We start from the raw sequence: 14,770 nt of genomic DNA, 5'->3' as shown, positions 1-14,770 counted from the left end.
AGAAAGCCAAAAATCCTGCTTTTTTCTATAGTGATTCTCTAATCAAGACCATCGAATTTAGTATTCACCAACATTGATAAAATTTTGCATGAAGGCGGTGCTATGCATGTCAGATTCTTCAATCTTAAAAAGAACTATTGTAAAACACGATATTCCAAGCAAATATCTCGAAGGAGGCAGCCGTCACGTTCGCGTATACTTGCCGCCGGGATACCAGGAAATTCTCAGCTACCCGGTTGTCTATTGTCAGGATGGAGAAGATTTCTTTAATTTCGGTCGCATTGCGACACACGCGAATCAGCTCATTATCGAAGACGATATGGAGCCATTTATTATCGTTGGTGTCGATGTAAATAAGAAAATTCGCACTTCAGAGTACGCTCCAGATGGAGAACGATTTGATTCGTATACACGTGCATTCGCAGAAGAAATTGTACCTGCAATCGAGCAGATGTATCCTGTTCGAACAGACTGGACAGAAATCACGCTTGCCGGCGATTCACTGGGGGGTACAGTATCTCTGCATTTGGCACTAAAATATCCTAATAAGTTCCGCCAAGTAATCTCATTATCCGGCGCCTATTATCCATATTCGCAGCAGCTAATTGCGAAGGAGCAGGATCTTTCATGGCTGCATCTCTTTATGATTGTCGGTCTGCAAGAGACGGCTTTTACAACCGATACGGGCACTTACAACTTCGTTGAATTGAACCGGAATACACATAAGCTTTTTACAGATCGAAAAGCACATGTCCACTATGCTGAGCATGATGGACATCATTTGTGGGGATTCTGGCAAAAATACGTCCCAGATGCTCTCCGTCATTTCCTAGACTAATCAAGCCCGCCTATCTTATAGCTGTCACATTACGAGCAATGATATGAGACATCCCTATTTAATAAAAAAAGTAGTGGCATACAAGGATGTATGTCACTACTTTGATCCTATTATAATAAAATTTTGTCACATGAATTGATGTTCATTTTTGATTCGCTGTAATAAGCGCTCGCAACCTGTCTTAATTAAGCGGTATACCTCTTCGAAATTGCCTGTATAGTACGGATCAGGAACCTCGTCGCTATTCTCTTCCGGCAGCAAAGACATGAATCGAAGAACTTCTGATGTCCGAGTGTCTGAACCGTTCCAATCCAGCACATTACGTTCGTTGTTCGGATCCATACAAACAATATACGTAAACGTCTGAAAATCCGTCGGTATCAACTGGCGCGCTATCATCCCCTCATAAGTAATACCATGCTTGTCCAACAACTTGCGCGTTCCTTCATGCGGCGGATGACCGATATGCCAGTCCCCTGTTCCTGCTGAATCCACTTGAATCACGTGTTCCAAGCCCGCCTGCTTTACTTGGTCACGGAACACGGCCTCAGCCATAGGAGATCGGCAGATATTTCCCAAACAAACAAACAATACTTTTACTTTCGTACTTTCTGTCACAGAAGCTCCCTCCTTTATTATCACTATTTTACTGTTAGCGGAATTCCCCCAACATATAAATGGTCACATCCTCCATAAGATTTCACTTATTGTATCGACTGTCACTATGTAATGCAAATGGATTTTATATTTGGTTCGACTTGCATAATTCGATATAATAAAAAGGATGCAGCATGCCATCAACCCTATTAGTGAATTAAAGGAAGGTCTTTACATTGCCAAACGATCTAAAGTTACCCATAACACCATCACATATTGCCATTGTAGCTGGAGGAGCCATCTCGGAACAAATTCTGATGCAAATTCAAATTTGCGATTATATTATTGGTGCCGATCGAGGCGCACTATATCTTGTACAGCATCAAATCACACCTGATCTGGCCTTAGGGGATTTTGACTCTGTCACTGATGCTGAACGTGAACGAATTCGTGAATCAAGCAGGCAGTATACAGATTGTGACGCGATCGATAAAAATTATACCGATACAGAGCTTGCATTCAATCGTGCGTTAGCGATGAAACCATCGCAAATTACAATGTTCGGAGTAACCGGTACACGTCTTGATCACACGATGGCTAATATACATTTATTGCGTAAAGCCGTTGATGCAGGGATTATGTGTCGTATAATCAATGACCATAACATTATTATGTTAACAAACTCGACGGTAACACTTCAGACTAACAATTATCCTTACGTATCTTTACTTCCTTTGAGCTTAACGGTAACAGGGATTACATTAACCGGATTTAAGTATCCGCTTGATGATGCAACACTACATATCGGACAATCTCTAGGGGTTAGCAACGAATGGGATGATGTTGATGCCGCAACTATTCAAGTAAAGGAAGGCTACTTACTAATCATTTGCAGTCGCGATTGAATGTACACTGCTTTTCCTGCAATCTTATCCTCAATCTTCGTAAGAAAATAGCCATTTGATGCTCCAGTACGAATGACTGACATCAAATGGCTATTTGATAATCACTACTTTACTTACAACAGCAACATCCCCGACAAGGCAGACAGTAAAACCGTAATCAACGGCGATTGCTTCCATACGATAAGTGACATTACCCCAATGAGCACAATGCACATATGCAATGGAGTAGTAACTGATGTCGTAATTACAGGATCATATAGAGCAGCTAGCAGTAATCCCACTACTGCTGCATTAACCCCATGTAATGCAGCTCGAACTACTCGACTTCGTCGGATATGCGACATAAATGGCAATACCGCCCCCATCAGTAAGTACGAAGGAAGGAAGATAAATAAAATTGACACAATAGCCAGTAAAACCCCAAAACTACCGTGGCTAATGGACGCCCCGATAAATGCCGCGAATGTAAACAATGGGCCCGGAACGGCCTGTGCTGCTCCATATCCCGCTAGCAATGTCGAATCGTCCAACAATTCCGCGGACATTAACTCCTGCTTAAGCATAGGTAAAACAACATGTCCTCCGCCAAATACTGATGCCCCTGTACGGTACATCATTTCCATAAGCTGAGTTAGTACACCGGGAATATATGAGCCCACTATGGGCAGGCCAACGAGCAGCAAGATAAATAGTGCCAGCATCCATTTTGCAAAAGTACGTGAAATCATGGTCATAACTTCTTCTTCGCATACGGTTGAAACGCCTCCATTTCTGGAGGTTAGTACAGATTCATCCAGTTCATTTCGGAACAATAAGACACCACCAGCTAGTGACAGTGCTATAATCATTAGCTGCGCGTATACGCCAGGCAGTAGAAGAGATAGAATAGCGGCAATGATAGCAATCGTTCTGCGGTGCGTATCAGTCGTCAATTGCTTATTCATTCCCCACAATGCTTGAATAATGATTGGGACAGCAGCAATCTTCAGTCCCTGCAGCCACCCTGGATCTTGATTAGGCATCCAGTTGATCCCATATGCAAATAAGGCAAGCAGACAAGCAGATGGGAACGTAAATCCCAGCCATGCTGCTATACCGCCAAGCCATCCTGACCTGCTTATCCCAATTCCAATTCCTAGCTGGCTGCTAGAAGGGCCGGGAAGCATTTGACTAACAGCTAGCATATCTGCAAATTGTTGATCAGTAACCCATTTTAATTTCCGCACATAAGTTCTATGGAAATATCCAATATGCGCTGCTGGGCCTCCAAATGAGGTTACCCCCAATTGAAGTGCAGTTACAAACGTTTCTCGTAATTTCTTCCTATAGGTGCTCATTCTTGTTCGATTGCTCCTCGTCTCATCACCGTAATGTCTTCATATCTCCTATATTGTTAGCATGAGGCACGAATCGAGACAATAGATTTACAATATCTCAACATAGTGCCCTATATAATTGATGAATACACGAGAACCATTTCATTAGGGACATGATCTTATGAAATACCCTCGTTTAGCAGCATCAGGAGCAGACAAATAAGATTCTATCGCATCTGTAGGAGCGCATCTTTCAGGAAATGCATATTTAATTCCATTTATAATCGTGCCACGATAATTATCCCGCTTCAACAGCCGTGAACCACCAAGTGCATAATGATTATATGTAGAGTAGCCTACAGGAAGACCTTGAATAAAAGCCATTACTCCGACATCATTAATCGTATTATGCCACTCTTCTTCAGAGATAGCTGGCAGTGTAAACGTGTAGGAAACGCCATTTCGCAGAGCAATCTCATTGTGTGCGTTAATCGTACTGGCCAATGCGTTCTGAACTGTATTCACGATTGTTGTACGTCTTACTGAATCGAAAAGATGATCATCCTTCAGAAGCGGAATTTCCGCCGTATCGTACTTCAACTCACGCTGATACCCTGTAATCCATCTTTTCGAAGACGGATGATATATCGTAACATAATCATCCAGCGTGAACCCGATTACATTTCCGTACTGATCCGTAAAGCCATATGGCAATGTAGGTTTCCATACATGATTCAGTATTGCATCTCCACTTCTGCCGACATACTCTTCTTCAGCATATATATCGAGACCATCGTAACCAATGATTGCAACCACCGGTATATATCGCTTCAACTCATCCTGTTTTCTGACACCATCCCATAGTCCAAAGTTAAGAAATAGCGTCATGAAAAATGATTCAACTGCATCGTCCCGACGAAGCTCAAGCCGCTTCTTTGATTCATAACCTTCCTCTGTCTCCTTCCAAACTGCTGATGTCCGCAATGTGCGGGCCGCATCATCAACCGCTTGATTCATTGCGTCGTTAAACTTCAGCTCAAGCTGCAGCTTTTCCGCTTCCTCTCTTGCTTGCAGCTTATTCACCCAAAATAAAGGAAAACAGATTAAGACGAAAAGGATTGAGAATTTAACTATTTTCATTTCGAACCATTCCTCCGACAGGAATACGAATTCGCTCCGTTGGGCCAAACGAGCCAGTTAACCAGTCCATAATCATTGCGGCTCGCGTCCGATTCGTATTGCTCACAGATACAAAGAAATAGTCACCAATGCTAAGCTTGTATTTACGTGTAGTTGATTCGACAGATTGACCATCTCCTGGAAACATTTTTTCCATAATCATTGCTTTATTGTTCAATTGATACCGAATCGAATAGTCACCAGCAAACGTACTATTCTGAACGGGATCCGCATATATTGGATCATATTTTTTCTCATAATGTTCTACAACAACCTCGTATGTATTTCCTGTCCGCTCGATATCCGTCATAAAATCATTCCACATGACAGGTGTAATCGTTCCCTTATCCCTTACTGCATCTGAAAATGTAGATGCACTTCTCATCACATACATCACAGCCAAATCATCCTGCCGCTGATATGATTCTAATATCGGGTAAAGGAATAGCAGCAAAACTCCTATCATCACACTAAGCAGCTTCAACACTGCATTCCCCACACGAATCCTCCTACCTGAAGATCATTTTTCGGATGTCGCCACCTTCATTTCGTTCCACGCTAAGTTCATAACGCTTGGTTCGCGATATCGCATCGAGTTGAATCTGATCAAGATGGATTGGTGAAGTAAATCTCAAGCCTTCGACTACTAGTTCAACATTTGTCCTCAACTGCCCAATAAACAAAATGACGTCAGTGCCTGTTATAGACTTGGAGCGTATCGGATCAATCGTTGCGCGAACACTGCGATCCTTATCTTGGTTCGCAGAGTCCACTTGTCGAATTACAGAAGATGTACTTCCAATCATTTGTAGAGCGACAGCCAATGCGACTACTAACAATATGGATGCTACCGCTAGTTCAACCATTCGACTCGCATGATACATACTGAATTACTCCTTTAAGAAATAGCGACTATTGTAAAAGTATATTGATTCTGCCATCACACAGTTGGTAATTAATCCCCTATTGCTGCTCAAAAACAATTCCTCTTGTCACATTGCTGGAATCAACAATTAATTTTGCTTTAAACTTACCGCTTGGATTCACATAGTTATCCGACGACTCATTCAATGCCGAATCAATACTGTCATTTCGATTGTTACCTGCAATTTCGCCATTTGGCAGCACATAATAACCATAATGGTTCCCATCTGATTTGCTGGCTCTGTTTTTGCCTGTAACTACACGAATACCAAATTGATCTTGTTTAAAAAACTTCCGTATTGCATTGATAACCTGAGAACCGCTTACCGAGGTATTATCATATACCGTAAAAGATGCCTTGCTCAGCTCTGTCTGGATAGAGGAAAACTCATTTTGCGCCGTCTTCGTTGCCTCTTGTGCGCTGACGAACAATAAGACAACGATCGTAATTAATGCAATGGTAAGAAAAATCCCTGCCGCCACCTTCAATGCAGATTGGGCATTATTCATACTTCATACACTCCTTTGTTTATAGGTTTCGAATTTGTTCAAAGGAAGAGCGCATTTGCTCCGCACTCATCCACACAAGCGGTATAACGAGATACAAAAAGATTAATGCGTATATCGGTGCGAACCCCAGCCATCTTCCCCATCCTGCTTTTGCCTCAATGCTTGCTTCGTAATGATGTCTAAGCATATCCTGCTCATAGCCCCAATCCTGCTCCGCATCATCAAATGCCTCAACAAGCGGAATATGATTATGGGCAAGCTCCAGCTTGTCAACAAGTCTTACAAAATCAGGATATGGCGCTTGAATGCGCAACTGCTTAAGCGCACGATCTGATCCGCTCTCCCAATTTAGCAAACATACTTGTAATGGCCGGCGGAACATAATCGTGCACCGACTCATCCATTCCATCATCATTTCGGCTGTCATGCGCTCAAAAGCTCGCAGCATCATGCAGAGCGATTGCATCTGGCTGATTTCTGTACGCATATCTAACTGCCTTATTCGTATACGAAGACGCAAAATGATAACAGTTGCATAAAAGGCACACCATCCAGCGATAAATGGGAGAGCAACTTCCCACCAAGCCACCTTCATCTCATGAAAATACATGGCAAGCGGGACAATTGATTTTGTTAATTGATCAACACGTTGGGGACTCCATTCAGGATATGTCTCCGTAAGAGTCGTTTTCAGATCAAGCTGAAGCCCCGAACTGCCTATATCTAATGAAACATTACTGATCCACTCTTTAACGAAATCCTCATGCATTCCTGCTTTTTGTGACGTGGCATCGATTTGATTCCACATCCATTGTGCAGAGCCGAAGTGAAGAGATAGAATTAGCATAAAGCATATAGTGCAAGTTACGATTGCATGTACAAAACGACGCCCAAAGTATTGTTCTAATGTCATTGATTCGTTTGCTTCGTGCAATAAGTGCTGTGCTCGCTTAATCTGGTCATTCGAACGACAGTTCACCCAATTAACGAGCATTCGTCTGATTGCTCGCCGATCCAGCAATCGTTTGCTCCATCCAATATGGTTGACTTGTTCATGTCCAGACACATGTCTCCAATGGAGCTGTTGCAATAAGCGATGACAAATGAGTACAGATAAAAACACAGTTAATTGAAGAAGCCAGCCAAGCTTCGAGTTATAAAACAGCTCCATCGTCGGGAAATAAGTTATAGCCCATCGCTCCAGAGGATCTGTAAATAAAATTGGAATAACAGCAATGGCTTTTAATCCCCCGAGCAAATAGTCAAGCCTTGTACGCATGACCAACTCTGTTTGCATTTCACGCACAATCATGGCAAGCCCCTTTAAATAAGAGGAGCCATCTCCCCCCTTCGGATCGCCATATTCTGCAACAAGCTTGGATAGGCCCCCAAACATTTTATAATACCGGTTAGGTGCTGCTTCCTCAAAGACAGACATGGCTGTATCGGTATCAGGATCCGCAATCATGTTCGCAACACGCTGTAAATGCGGTACGAGCATCGGATGCGCTCGATCAATGGTATCTTCAAGCGCGGCATCTACCATTTTGTATCGATGATACGCATGTCTCATATGCCCTATTGATAGGGAAGATAATCGTAGTAACTTGATTTCTGCACGAGTAATTACCACATCTCGATATAGACTTTCCGCCACACTAAGTACAACAATAAGCATGATCCATGACAAGATATTTTGATCAAAGGTGATAAATATCGATACAGCAACAAGAATCGCCAGTCCACTGCCGAGAAGTATGGAAACAGTACGCTCTCTTAACAGCCATTCATCATAACTGTATAAAGGTGCGAGCTGCTGCCGGAGAGATATTGTCTTTTTCTTCAGTAAAGGAACTTTCAAACTGTAGCGGTATGCTTCACGCAGCACTCTCTTATAAAATTGGAAGAGACCAGCAATTCCGGTCGTGTGTGCCCGTGCACCAGTTTGACTCGCAACCACACGAGTCGGGCCCAGTTTTCGAGACAGCATCCACAATATCCAAGCAACGAGAATTGCTCCAATTGCAATCCATATCAACAAGCTGCTAGCTGGCAACCGAATATCCTCCTTCCTGAGCAAGCCATTCTCGGAAGCGCAGTTTGTCCTCAGTTGTCATTTCTGCTTCCATGGCTTCCTTCTGATTTACGGAGATTGGATTTACGAGATAATATCGACCATGATGATACTCAATAATATTGCGATGCGTGAATGATCGAGTACGCATAATATACCGATGCATACGCTGTGCAGAATCAATATAACTATCCCATGTTATGTTTGGAATCAAAGGCTTCTCGTCATTCAAATCACTTTCGTCTGCATTGTTAATCGGTATACATTCCGTAATTCGTTCAATATATCGATTTCCTTCCACATCCCGCGCTAGATGAACATCAAAGTGAATAACCTGGCATACCTGCTGCTCTGCAATGGATTCATTATGGAACATTCCTGTCTTAAGCAGCGAATTCCGCAGTGATAACACGAGATCAGGAAATGTCTTTGCATGGTGAGTAAAGACAGTAAATAAGCTCGCAACTTGTGACATCTGTATCATCCAGGCTGCAACCGGGTCTGTTGCCACTTCACCTAAAATATGTACGGTTCCGTCCGTCTTCTTTTGTACATCCAATCCAGCTTGTCCGGCTATCCGTTCTGTCTCCCGAAGTGTCAAACTATTTCTTCCTGGATAAATCTTGCGAAGGTTGAGCTCAAAGGCCTGTTCCTGTACTCGAAGCGGATAAAATGCATAAATCGATTGAATTAATGCCATTAACAATGTTGTTTTCCCTGATCCTTGTGCACCTGTAATTGCCGTTATCCTTGCCCCTCGCATTAGGAAATGCAGAAGTTTAATCGGAAGCTCGGCATTCTTATCTCGAATAAGCTGATCAAGTGATACGACCTGCGTATCAAACTTTCGTACGAAAAATGACCACGATTCAGCAAATGGCGGGCGCAGCACAACGACACGCGAACCATCCTTCATATGATTAATCCGATATCCATCCGCTTCAGTAAGCGAACCAGGCGTTTGATATTTATAGATATTGTGGCATACTCGGCGCAGTTCCGATTCTGTCCCGAAAGTGAGAAATGCTAGCCTAATGGACTTCCCCTTATAAAAAATCCAAATACTATCACATGCACGCTGCATGACACCAACTGCAGGTTCACCTTCGTTCTTTGCAAATGAAGCTCGAGAGGGATTAGACCAGTAATCCCCTTTCGTCATTGCTTCATCGGGTATTCCACTAACACCACCTGATACACCATCAATTCGCATATCACGAATCTCATCAATGACAGAAAACCCCTTATAAAGCTGGTACAATCGCTGAGCGATAATGCGAATTCGATCCTCCCAGCTGAACTGAAGCCGTTCTAAGCGAAAGGACGTATCAATATCTTCTGACGTAATCACATCATGCAATTGATACTCGCCTTGAGCAGACAACATACGTTTCCGTTCATCCCAACCATATTTTTCGATTAGTCTACTCAAGGCATCCAAGCCATGCCGCTTCTTATAGACAAATAACAATAAATCAAATTTGTCTTGTGATGTTAACTGCTCTGGACGCTCGATTGGCAACAACTGATCTGCGTTGCTTTTTGTCAAGCGGATCTGCTCCCGAAGCATGTCAACAATCCATTCCTTAATGTACTCTTTATCAGCAATATCGCCGCTGCAGCATGAACGCAAAGATTTTCGAAGCGAAACACGACGTTTCATTTCACGTGAAAATTCCTCTTCTTCACGGTACATATCTAGCGGTAGATCACTCGTCCATGCTAGAAATGTATCTTTCACTGCTTGATGCAGTCCGTCCCACGTCCATTCAACCTCATTTCGATAGACAATCTGGCTTCGCCAATGTCGAAGCATACGCAAATAAACATACAATGCAACAAATAGAATGGCTCCAGCGAGAATAGAGAATAACACGTAACTCCATAATGACATCTCCTATCCCCCCGCCTTTCTGCTTCTTCCAGGATGATAACCAGACACTTCAAGGATATATCTGCATAATTTCTCATGCTCAGAGATGAATGGAGAACGTTTCCCCCGATCCTGACGGAGAGATTGACGCAGGTACCAATCTATCAGCATCCTATCGTCTGCTGCATTGCGGTAAGCGGATGAATAAGGCATTGCAAAAATGGGCTGATGAAGAAAATACATTCGTTTCACATTTATGGGATTCAATCTAACATTTGTATCATACTGACCGATAACAAATGCAGCTGCTCTTTTACTTATATTCTCCATTGCATTATGGATCTCTGACCGAACTTGTGATATCACAGCAATAGTGCCATGCAGATGCATGTTCCCTGTGAGTTTCAAAGAAATAAAATCCTGCTCATTGATATCCCACAACACAAGATCATATCGCTTACTTACAAGCCTTTGTACATGAAGAATAAGATCAGCATTGAGCATGTCTTCCATTTCCCCCGATTCGTAACCAGGAAGAATGTCTAATCGGCTCATCACGCTCGTCATGTAAGTAGATATTGATTCTTCATCAACTTGATGATTTTTTAGCATGCGGACTAGAGCGCTCCATCCGTTCGGAGTCGTAAGACGACCTCCAATTCCCGCCTCACCAACAAGGTCAATAGAGGGTGGAAATAATCTTTCTACTCCCTCTCCCCTACCTTTGGCATGTATGAGCAGCACATTAATGCGAAATTGCCAGGCAAGGCTGATTGCCGTACAAGCAGCTACGGTTGATCCCCCAGCCATCCCCCTGCCTGTAGACGAAATCATCCAATGTTTACAAAGCGGCATGATTCATTCGTCCCTTCTTTGGCGTTTTCAAGCATTGCCTCCAGACTCGTTCTGCCAATTTCCCGGTGAAATGCTCGGTCAATAACCGCCAAGCACGTTTTGTAGCACGAGGATAAGCATATGTTTGCAGCTGCACCTCATGAATGCCTGACATACGTGCCATCCAATTGCGTTCGTCTTCTTCAATGGCAATATATTCTCGAGACCACCGATGCTCAAAAATTGAAAAATACCATTCCATCATAAATTCATATTCATCTTCAGGCATAAATGAACGAAGAAGTACTGGGACAAATTCTAGCTCTTCCCCATCATATTGCTGCTGAAACGCTTGCAACCATTCCCTATTCTTTTGCAAGGAATAACGCTCCATCGTTTGCACAAGAAAACGTACATCTATCTGCTTCCACTGTTCAGCATTGCAAAACAGTGCACGATCCGTGTCAATAATAATATGCTCGTATGAATCCACACTACCGCCATGCCATTCAATCAGTTGGAGCATGTCGTCCCAGGATACAGCACCGGATAGAACATCATAGCCATTCCAGCTCATAATAGGAATGGGCGACTGAGTCAACAGCCCAATCTCCATTCCAATCCTTCTCGTTGTTGTAGCATCTATAATTAGAACCTTCTTTTCTAATCTCGTTAGGAACGTCGCTAGCGCCACTACATGATCGCTCTTATCACAAGCGCCTACGAAAATACCTATCGTCATCTTCCTAACTCCTCCCGTACATTCATCTAATTATGTATGAAAACAATTCCCTTCATTACTGCTTCGTATTGCCTGGAATCGCCTCTGAGAATATGAAATTTACTTTATCAATTGGAGATTCCCCAACAGTTGCAACAGGATTCGCATCGTTCAGTGTATTTGCATCTTTTTCTTTGGAAGCATCCTTAGGAGAGTGGTTATCCTTCTTTGCAGTCTCCTGCACCTTTGAACTTTTACCATTTTGCGAATCAGAGTGTTGATTGGTTACGACTGAACCACCTTGATTGCCGGCAGGTTGCAGTTCTTTGGAAGGCACGGAACTAGGCTGTCCCACAAATGGTGAATTTCGGTTTGCCTCAGCGGCTCTTCCTGTTAAAGGTGATTTCTCTGAATTAGAAATACCATCTGCTCCCACATGAACTGAAACGTAAGAAGCATCTGTATGGTTGGCTTGCGCATGGTTCCAACCATTACCTGAGCCGTTAGCTGCATCCTGTTGTTCCCATTCCTTCTCCATTCGTGTTCGGATTAATCGGGCTAATGCAGTATCTGCCTTTTTCACGATGTTCGGGTCAGACTCAATCAACTTCAAAACTAATTCATTTGCCGGATAATTCGGGATAGCTTTATTTTGCATTTGAGGCTCTATGTATCGCAAAGCATAAATCTGCCCTCCGTTCAAATAGGCATCTACACATGCACTTGAGAATAATAGCCTTTCTTGTTCGTCCAAATGAGCCCAAATAGTTGGATACTGAATACTTTTAATTTCTTTTTTGCTGAGTACGATATAGTCTTGACCATTTGGAAACCGGATTCGCACATCAATCATGTCTCGTTCTTGTAGACGCAATGGGAGCTGGATAACCGCTGTCTCCACCCAACGCACATCGTCAGTCATCTTCTCATCTTCATACAACATCGTTGGAATCACTGGTGTTCGAGGCACGGCATCTATCTTTAATATCTTTCCGATGATTTGATCTGGATGATTCAACAGTTGCTTCGGAGCAAGATTTGACGATATTTCAATTCTCGCAATGTCATCTGATCGAATGCGCTTGCCGGCAAGAAGCGACTGCTTGAATATCCAGACGCTTGTGCGATTTTGCAATTCTGCATCTGCAATTTTCCGCAGCTTGGTAATTTCGTCTTTATACTGAGCAGTTTCCTTGAGTTGTTCAGCTTCATTTTGCCCCATGGCCCAAAAATGATAGCCTCCTATAAGTATTCCAGCCAACGTTGCTCCACCTACCGACGCTGCAATTAGCTGCTTCGTCTTTCTTGTCCATCTTCTCAACTTCGTACATCTCCTCTCTCTGCTTTATTTCTGCTTATCCATCGCCGCAAGCGAGAGACAAGCCCTCCTTGTTGTATCGGACCGATTAATTGTTCTACCCAGCGCTTCGTACCCTCCGTATATTCGAACGGATCCGACTGAATCGGAATAGATGAGGTTGCTTTCGCTCCTCTCCACTTCCTGGTTCTAGTTTTTATTGAAAAATCCGATTGGAGAACACCCAATACCCAACGATTGAACCTTCTTAGCTCAAACTCTCTGACGAGTTTTATATAATCTTTCTCTCTCCAGGGGGCTAAACTTCCTACAAGCACAGGGATATGTGCCCTCATGAATTCGTCCATACGTTCACCCTGATCATCACAACCAAGGTCTAAGACGATATATTCATAGATACCTAGCAAAGATGGAAGAGGGCTCGTACCAAACTTCCACTCCATACAGTCAATCCCAAATAACTTAAACAAATCATCGCTTGCTAAATACAACTCTTCTTCCCCTTCATAGGCGTAAGCTAATGAAGGTATCACGGAGTCTTCCTTATAATTGGCGTCGATATATAAGGTACTTCTACTCTTCTTGGCAAGTACGGCAGCACACATCAGTGCTGAATGCGTAGTTCCAAGTCCTGATGCAGCTCCCCAAAACGCGATAACTGTCCCTGCGTTCGCCTGATGCCATGAACTTCTCTCATCTAGACCAGCACCATATGTATTCGAATGGCCTGTAAATAAATTCCTCAAGTCTTCAATCAACTCATCAGCAGATTGATAACGCTCCTCTGGCAGCTTCGCAAGCAGTCGTGTAAGTATCCCAAACATGTTCTCCGGTACGTCCTTTGCAAGCATCGAAGCCGTTAACGGCCGTTCCCCCTTCCATGCACCACCAGTAAGCATATGGCTAACGAGCGCGCCAACCCCATATAGATCTGTTCTCGCATCTGTCTGTTGTCCCCGATACTGCTCTGGAGCTGCAAATCCAACTGTACCCAGCTTCACAGTATCTTGTTCCGATAGTGGATTTACATTTCTCGCTATACCAAAATCAATGAGCTTCACTTGCCCATCCTTCGCCAGCATAATATTAGATGGCTTTACATCGCGGAACACCACCGGTGGATTCTGTTGATGCAAATAGGAAAGTGCCTCACATACCGGGAGAACGATACGTATCGATTCTTCAAAACTTAGCGGCTTTATTCGCAACCGATCTGCTATCGTATGCCCTTCGATATACTCCATTACCAGGTAAGCTCTACCGCTTGTATCTGGTGGATAAAAATCAACGATTAGCGGCAAGTGAGGATGACGAAGCGTGGTTAGTATCGATGCCTCATGAACGAGCTGTCGCACGTCCTGAGCTGCGGGTCTCGACTCCTTAATCGCCCACTGCTTACCGATTAAACGCTCATCATTGGCTAAATATACAACGCTCATTCCTCCTGTTCCGAGTAAACGAACGATACGATATCTGTCGTACAACAAATATCCAGCCTGCAAATGGGCCGTAATGGATTGCGCCATAAAATCCCCCCAGGCGACAAAAAAGCACCCTGATTGACGAACCTACCGGTTCGTATCAATCAGGGTGCTTCCCTTCGCTCGTATTCATTTGTTGTTATTTTATGCCATATCCATGCAGTTGTCTAGTCTTTTTAGAACTATGCTGGACTTTGCCA

Annotated in this window: 14 protein-coding genes; 2 read left to right on the top strand and 12 right to left on the bottom strand. The window is 43.3% G+C overall.

Annotated elements, in window-relative coordinates:
• The first annotated feature begins 106 nt into the window (after positions 1 to 106).
• A complete protein-coding gene (locus tag PAV_RS21950; protein ID WP_005549921.1) occupies positions 107 to 838 on the top strand; it encodes an alpha/beta hydrolase in 732 nt (243 codons plus the stop codon).
• Positions 839 to 964: 126 nt separating this feature from the next.
• On the opposite strand, the gene PAV_RS21945 is transcribed toward PAV_RS21950, so the two are convergent.
• On the bottom strand, positions 965 to 1,456 hold the full coding sequence (locus tag PAV_RS21945) for a low molecular weight protein-tyrosine-phosphatase (RefSeq protein ID WP_005549920.1): 492 nt from the start codon (positions 1,454 to 1,456) through the stop codon (positions 965 to 967).
• Between the two features lie 215 nt (positions 1,457 to 1,671).
• On the opposite strand from PAV_RS21945, the gene PAV_RS21940 reads away from it, so the two are divergent.
• Entirely contained in the window at positions 1,672 to 2,340 is a 669-nt protein-coding gene (locus PAV_RS21940; RefSeq protein ID WP_005549919.1) for a thiamine diphosphokinase, read from the top strand.
• Positions 2,341 to 2,453: 113 nt separating this feature from the next.
• Here the strand turns inward: PAV_RS21940 and chrA are convergent, their stop codons facing one another.
• The 11 genes from chrA to PAV_RS21885 all read right to left on the bottom strand — a co-directional run bounded on the left by chrA (position 2,454) and on the right by PAV_RS21885 (position 14,615).
• Positions 2,454 to 3,677 carry a chromate efflux transporter gene (gene chrA, locus PAV_RS21935; protein ID WP_005549917.1) on the bottom strand — a complete coding sequence of 408 codons (1,224 nt, stop codon included), beginning with the start codon at positions 3,675 to 3,677 and terminating at the stop codon, positions 2,454 to 2,456.
• A gap of 144 nt (positions 3,678 to 3,821) precedes the next feature.
• Positions 3,822 to 4,796: a hypothetical protein gene (locus tag PAV_RS21930; protein WP_005549916.1), complete on the bottom strand. Its 975-nt coding sequence runs from the start codon at positions 4,794 to 4,796 to the stop codon at positions 3,822 to 3,824.
• Positions 4,783 to 5,334 (bottom strand): hypothetical protein, encoded by a 552-nt coding sequence (locus PAV_RS21925; RefSeq protein WP_005549914.1) that lies wholly within the window; start codon positions 5,332 to 5,334, stop codon positions 4,783 to 4,785. The genes PAV_RS21930 and PAV_RS21925 overlap by 14 nt, the downstream gene beginning before the upstream one ends.
• Positions 5,335 to 5,344: 10 nt before the next feature.
• The gene (locus tag PAV_RS21920) at positions 5,345 to 5,719 is read right to left on the bottom strand and encodes a hypothetical protein (protein WP_005549912.1); all 375 of its coding nucleotides are present in this window, start codon (positions 5,717 to 5,719) and stop codon (positions 5,345 to 5,347) included.
• Positions 5,720 to 5,798: 79 nt separating this feature from the next.
• Positions 5,799 to 6,269 carry a hypothetical protein gene (locus PAV_RS21915; protein WP_005549910.1) on the bottom strand — a complete coding sequence of 157 codons (471 nt, stop codon included), beginning with the start codon at positions 6,267 to 6,269 and terminating at the stop codon, positions 5,799 to 5,801.
• Between the two features lie 19 nt (positions 6,270 to 6,288).
• Positions 6,289 to 8,325, bottom strand: coding sequence for a hypothetical protein (locus PAV_RS21910; RefSeq protein ID WP_005549908.1), 2,037 nt, complete (start codon positions 8,323 to 8,325; stop codon positions 6,289 to 6,291).
• The gene (locus tag PAV_RS21905; RefSeq protein ID WP_005549907.1) at positions 8,315 to 10,237 is read right to left on the bottom strand and encodes an ATPase, T2SS/T4P/T4SS family; all 1,923 of its coding nucleotides are present in this window, start codon (positions 10,235 to 10,237) and stop codon (positions 8,315 to 8,317) included. Before PAV_RS21905 ends, PAV_RS21910 begins: the two co-directional genes overlap by 11 nt.
• Before the next feature lie 3 nt (positions 10,238 to 10,240).
• Positions 10,241 to 11,071 carry a CpaE/TadZ family protein gene (locus PAV_RS21900; protein WP_005549905.1) on the bottom strand — a complete coding sequence of 277 codons (831 nt, stop codon included), beginning with the start codon at positions 11,069 to 11,071 and terminating at the stop codon, positions 10,241 to 10,243.
• Entirely contained in the window at positions 11,058 to 11,792 is a 735-nt protein-coding gene (locus PAV_RS21895; RefSeq protein WP_005549903.1) for a hypothetical protein, read from the bottom strand. The genes PAV_RS21900 and PAV_RS21895 overlap by 14 nt, the downstream gene beginning before the upstream one ends.
• 55 nt (positions 11,793 to 11,847) lie before the next feature.
• Positions 11,848 to 13,092: an SAF domain-containing protein gene (locus PAV_RS21890; RefSeq protein ID WP_005549902.1), complete on the bottom strand. Its 1,245-nt coding sequence runs from the start codon at positions 13,090 to 13,092 to the stop codon at positions 11,848 to 11,850.
• On the bottom strand, positions 13,089 to 14,615 hold the full coding sequence (locus PAV_RS21885; protein ID WP_005549901.1) for a serine/threonine protein kinase: 1,527 nt from the start codon (positions 14,613 to 14,615) through the stop codon (positions 13,089 to 13,091). The genes PAV_RS21890 and PAV_RS21885 overlap by 4 nt, the downstream gene beginning before the upstream one ends.
• Between the last annotated feature and the right edge of the window lie 155 nt (positions 14,616 to 14,770).

This window comes from Paenibacillus alvei DSM 29, from assembly GCF_000293805.1.
Lineage (GTDB): Bacteria > Bacillota > Bacilli > Paenibacillales > Paenibacillaceae > Paenibacillus_B > Paenibacillus_B alvei.
This window is presented reverse-complemented; position numbering and strand designations above follow the sequence as displayed.

Coding starts and splice junctions, on each gene's coding strand:
- PAV_RS21915 (WP_005549910.1), bottom strand. CDS start 6,269: ATGAATAATGCCCAATCTGCATTGAAGGTGGCGGCAGGGATTTTTCTT.
- PAV_RS21900 (WP_005549905.1), bottom strand. CDS start 11,071: ATGCCGCTTTGTAAACATTGGATGATTTCGTCTACAGGCAGGGGGATG.
- PAV_RS21930 (WP_005549916.1), bottom strand. CDS start 4,796: ATGAAAATAGTTAAATTCTCAATCCTTTTCGTCTTAATCTGTTTTCCT.
- PAV_RS21895 (WP_005549903.1), bottom strand. CDS start 11,792: ATGACGATAGGTATTTTCGTAGGCGCTTGTGATAAGAGCGATCATGTA.
- PAV_RS21905 (WP_005549907.1), bottom strand. CDS start 10,237: ATGTCATTATGGAGTTACGTGTTATTCTCTATTCTCGCTGGAGCCATT.
- PAV_RS21920 (WP_005549912.1), bottom strand. CDS start 5,719: ATGTATCATGCGAGTCGAATGGTTGAACTAGCGGTAGCATCCATATTG.
- chrA (WP_005549917.1), bottom strand. CDS start 3,677: ATGAGCACCTATAGGAAGAAATTACGAGAAACGTTTGTAACTGCACTT.
- PAV_RS21950 (WP_005549921.1), top strand. CDS start 107: ATGTCAGATTCTTCAATCTTAAAAAGAACTATTGTAAAACACGATATT.
- PAV_RS21885 (WP_005549901.1), bottom strand. CDS start 14,615: ATGGCGCAATCCATTACGGCCCATTTGCAGGCTGGATATTTGTTGTAC.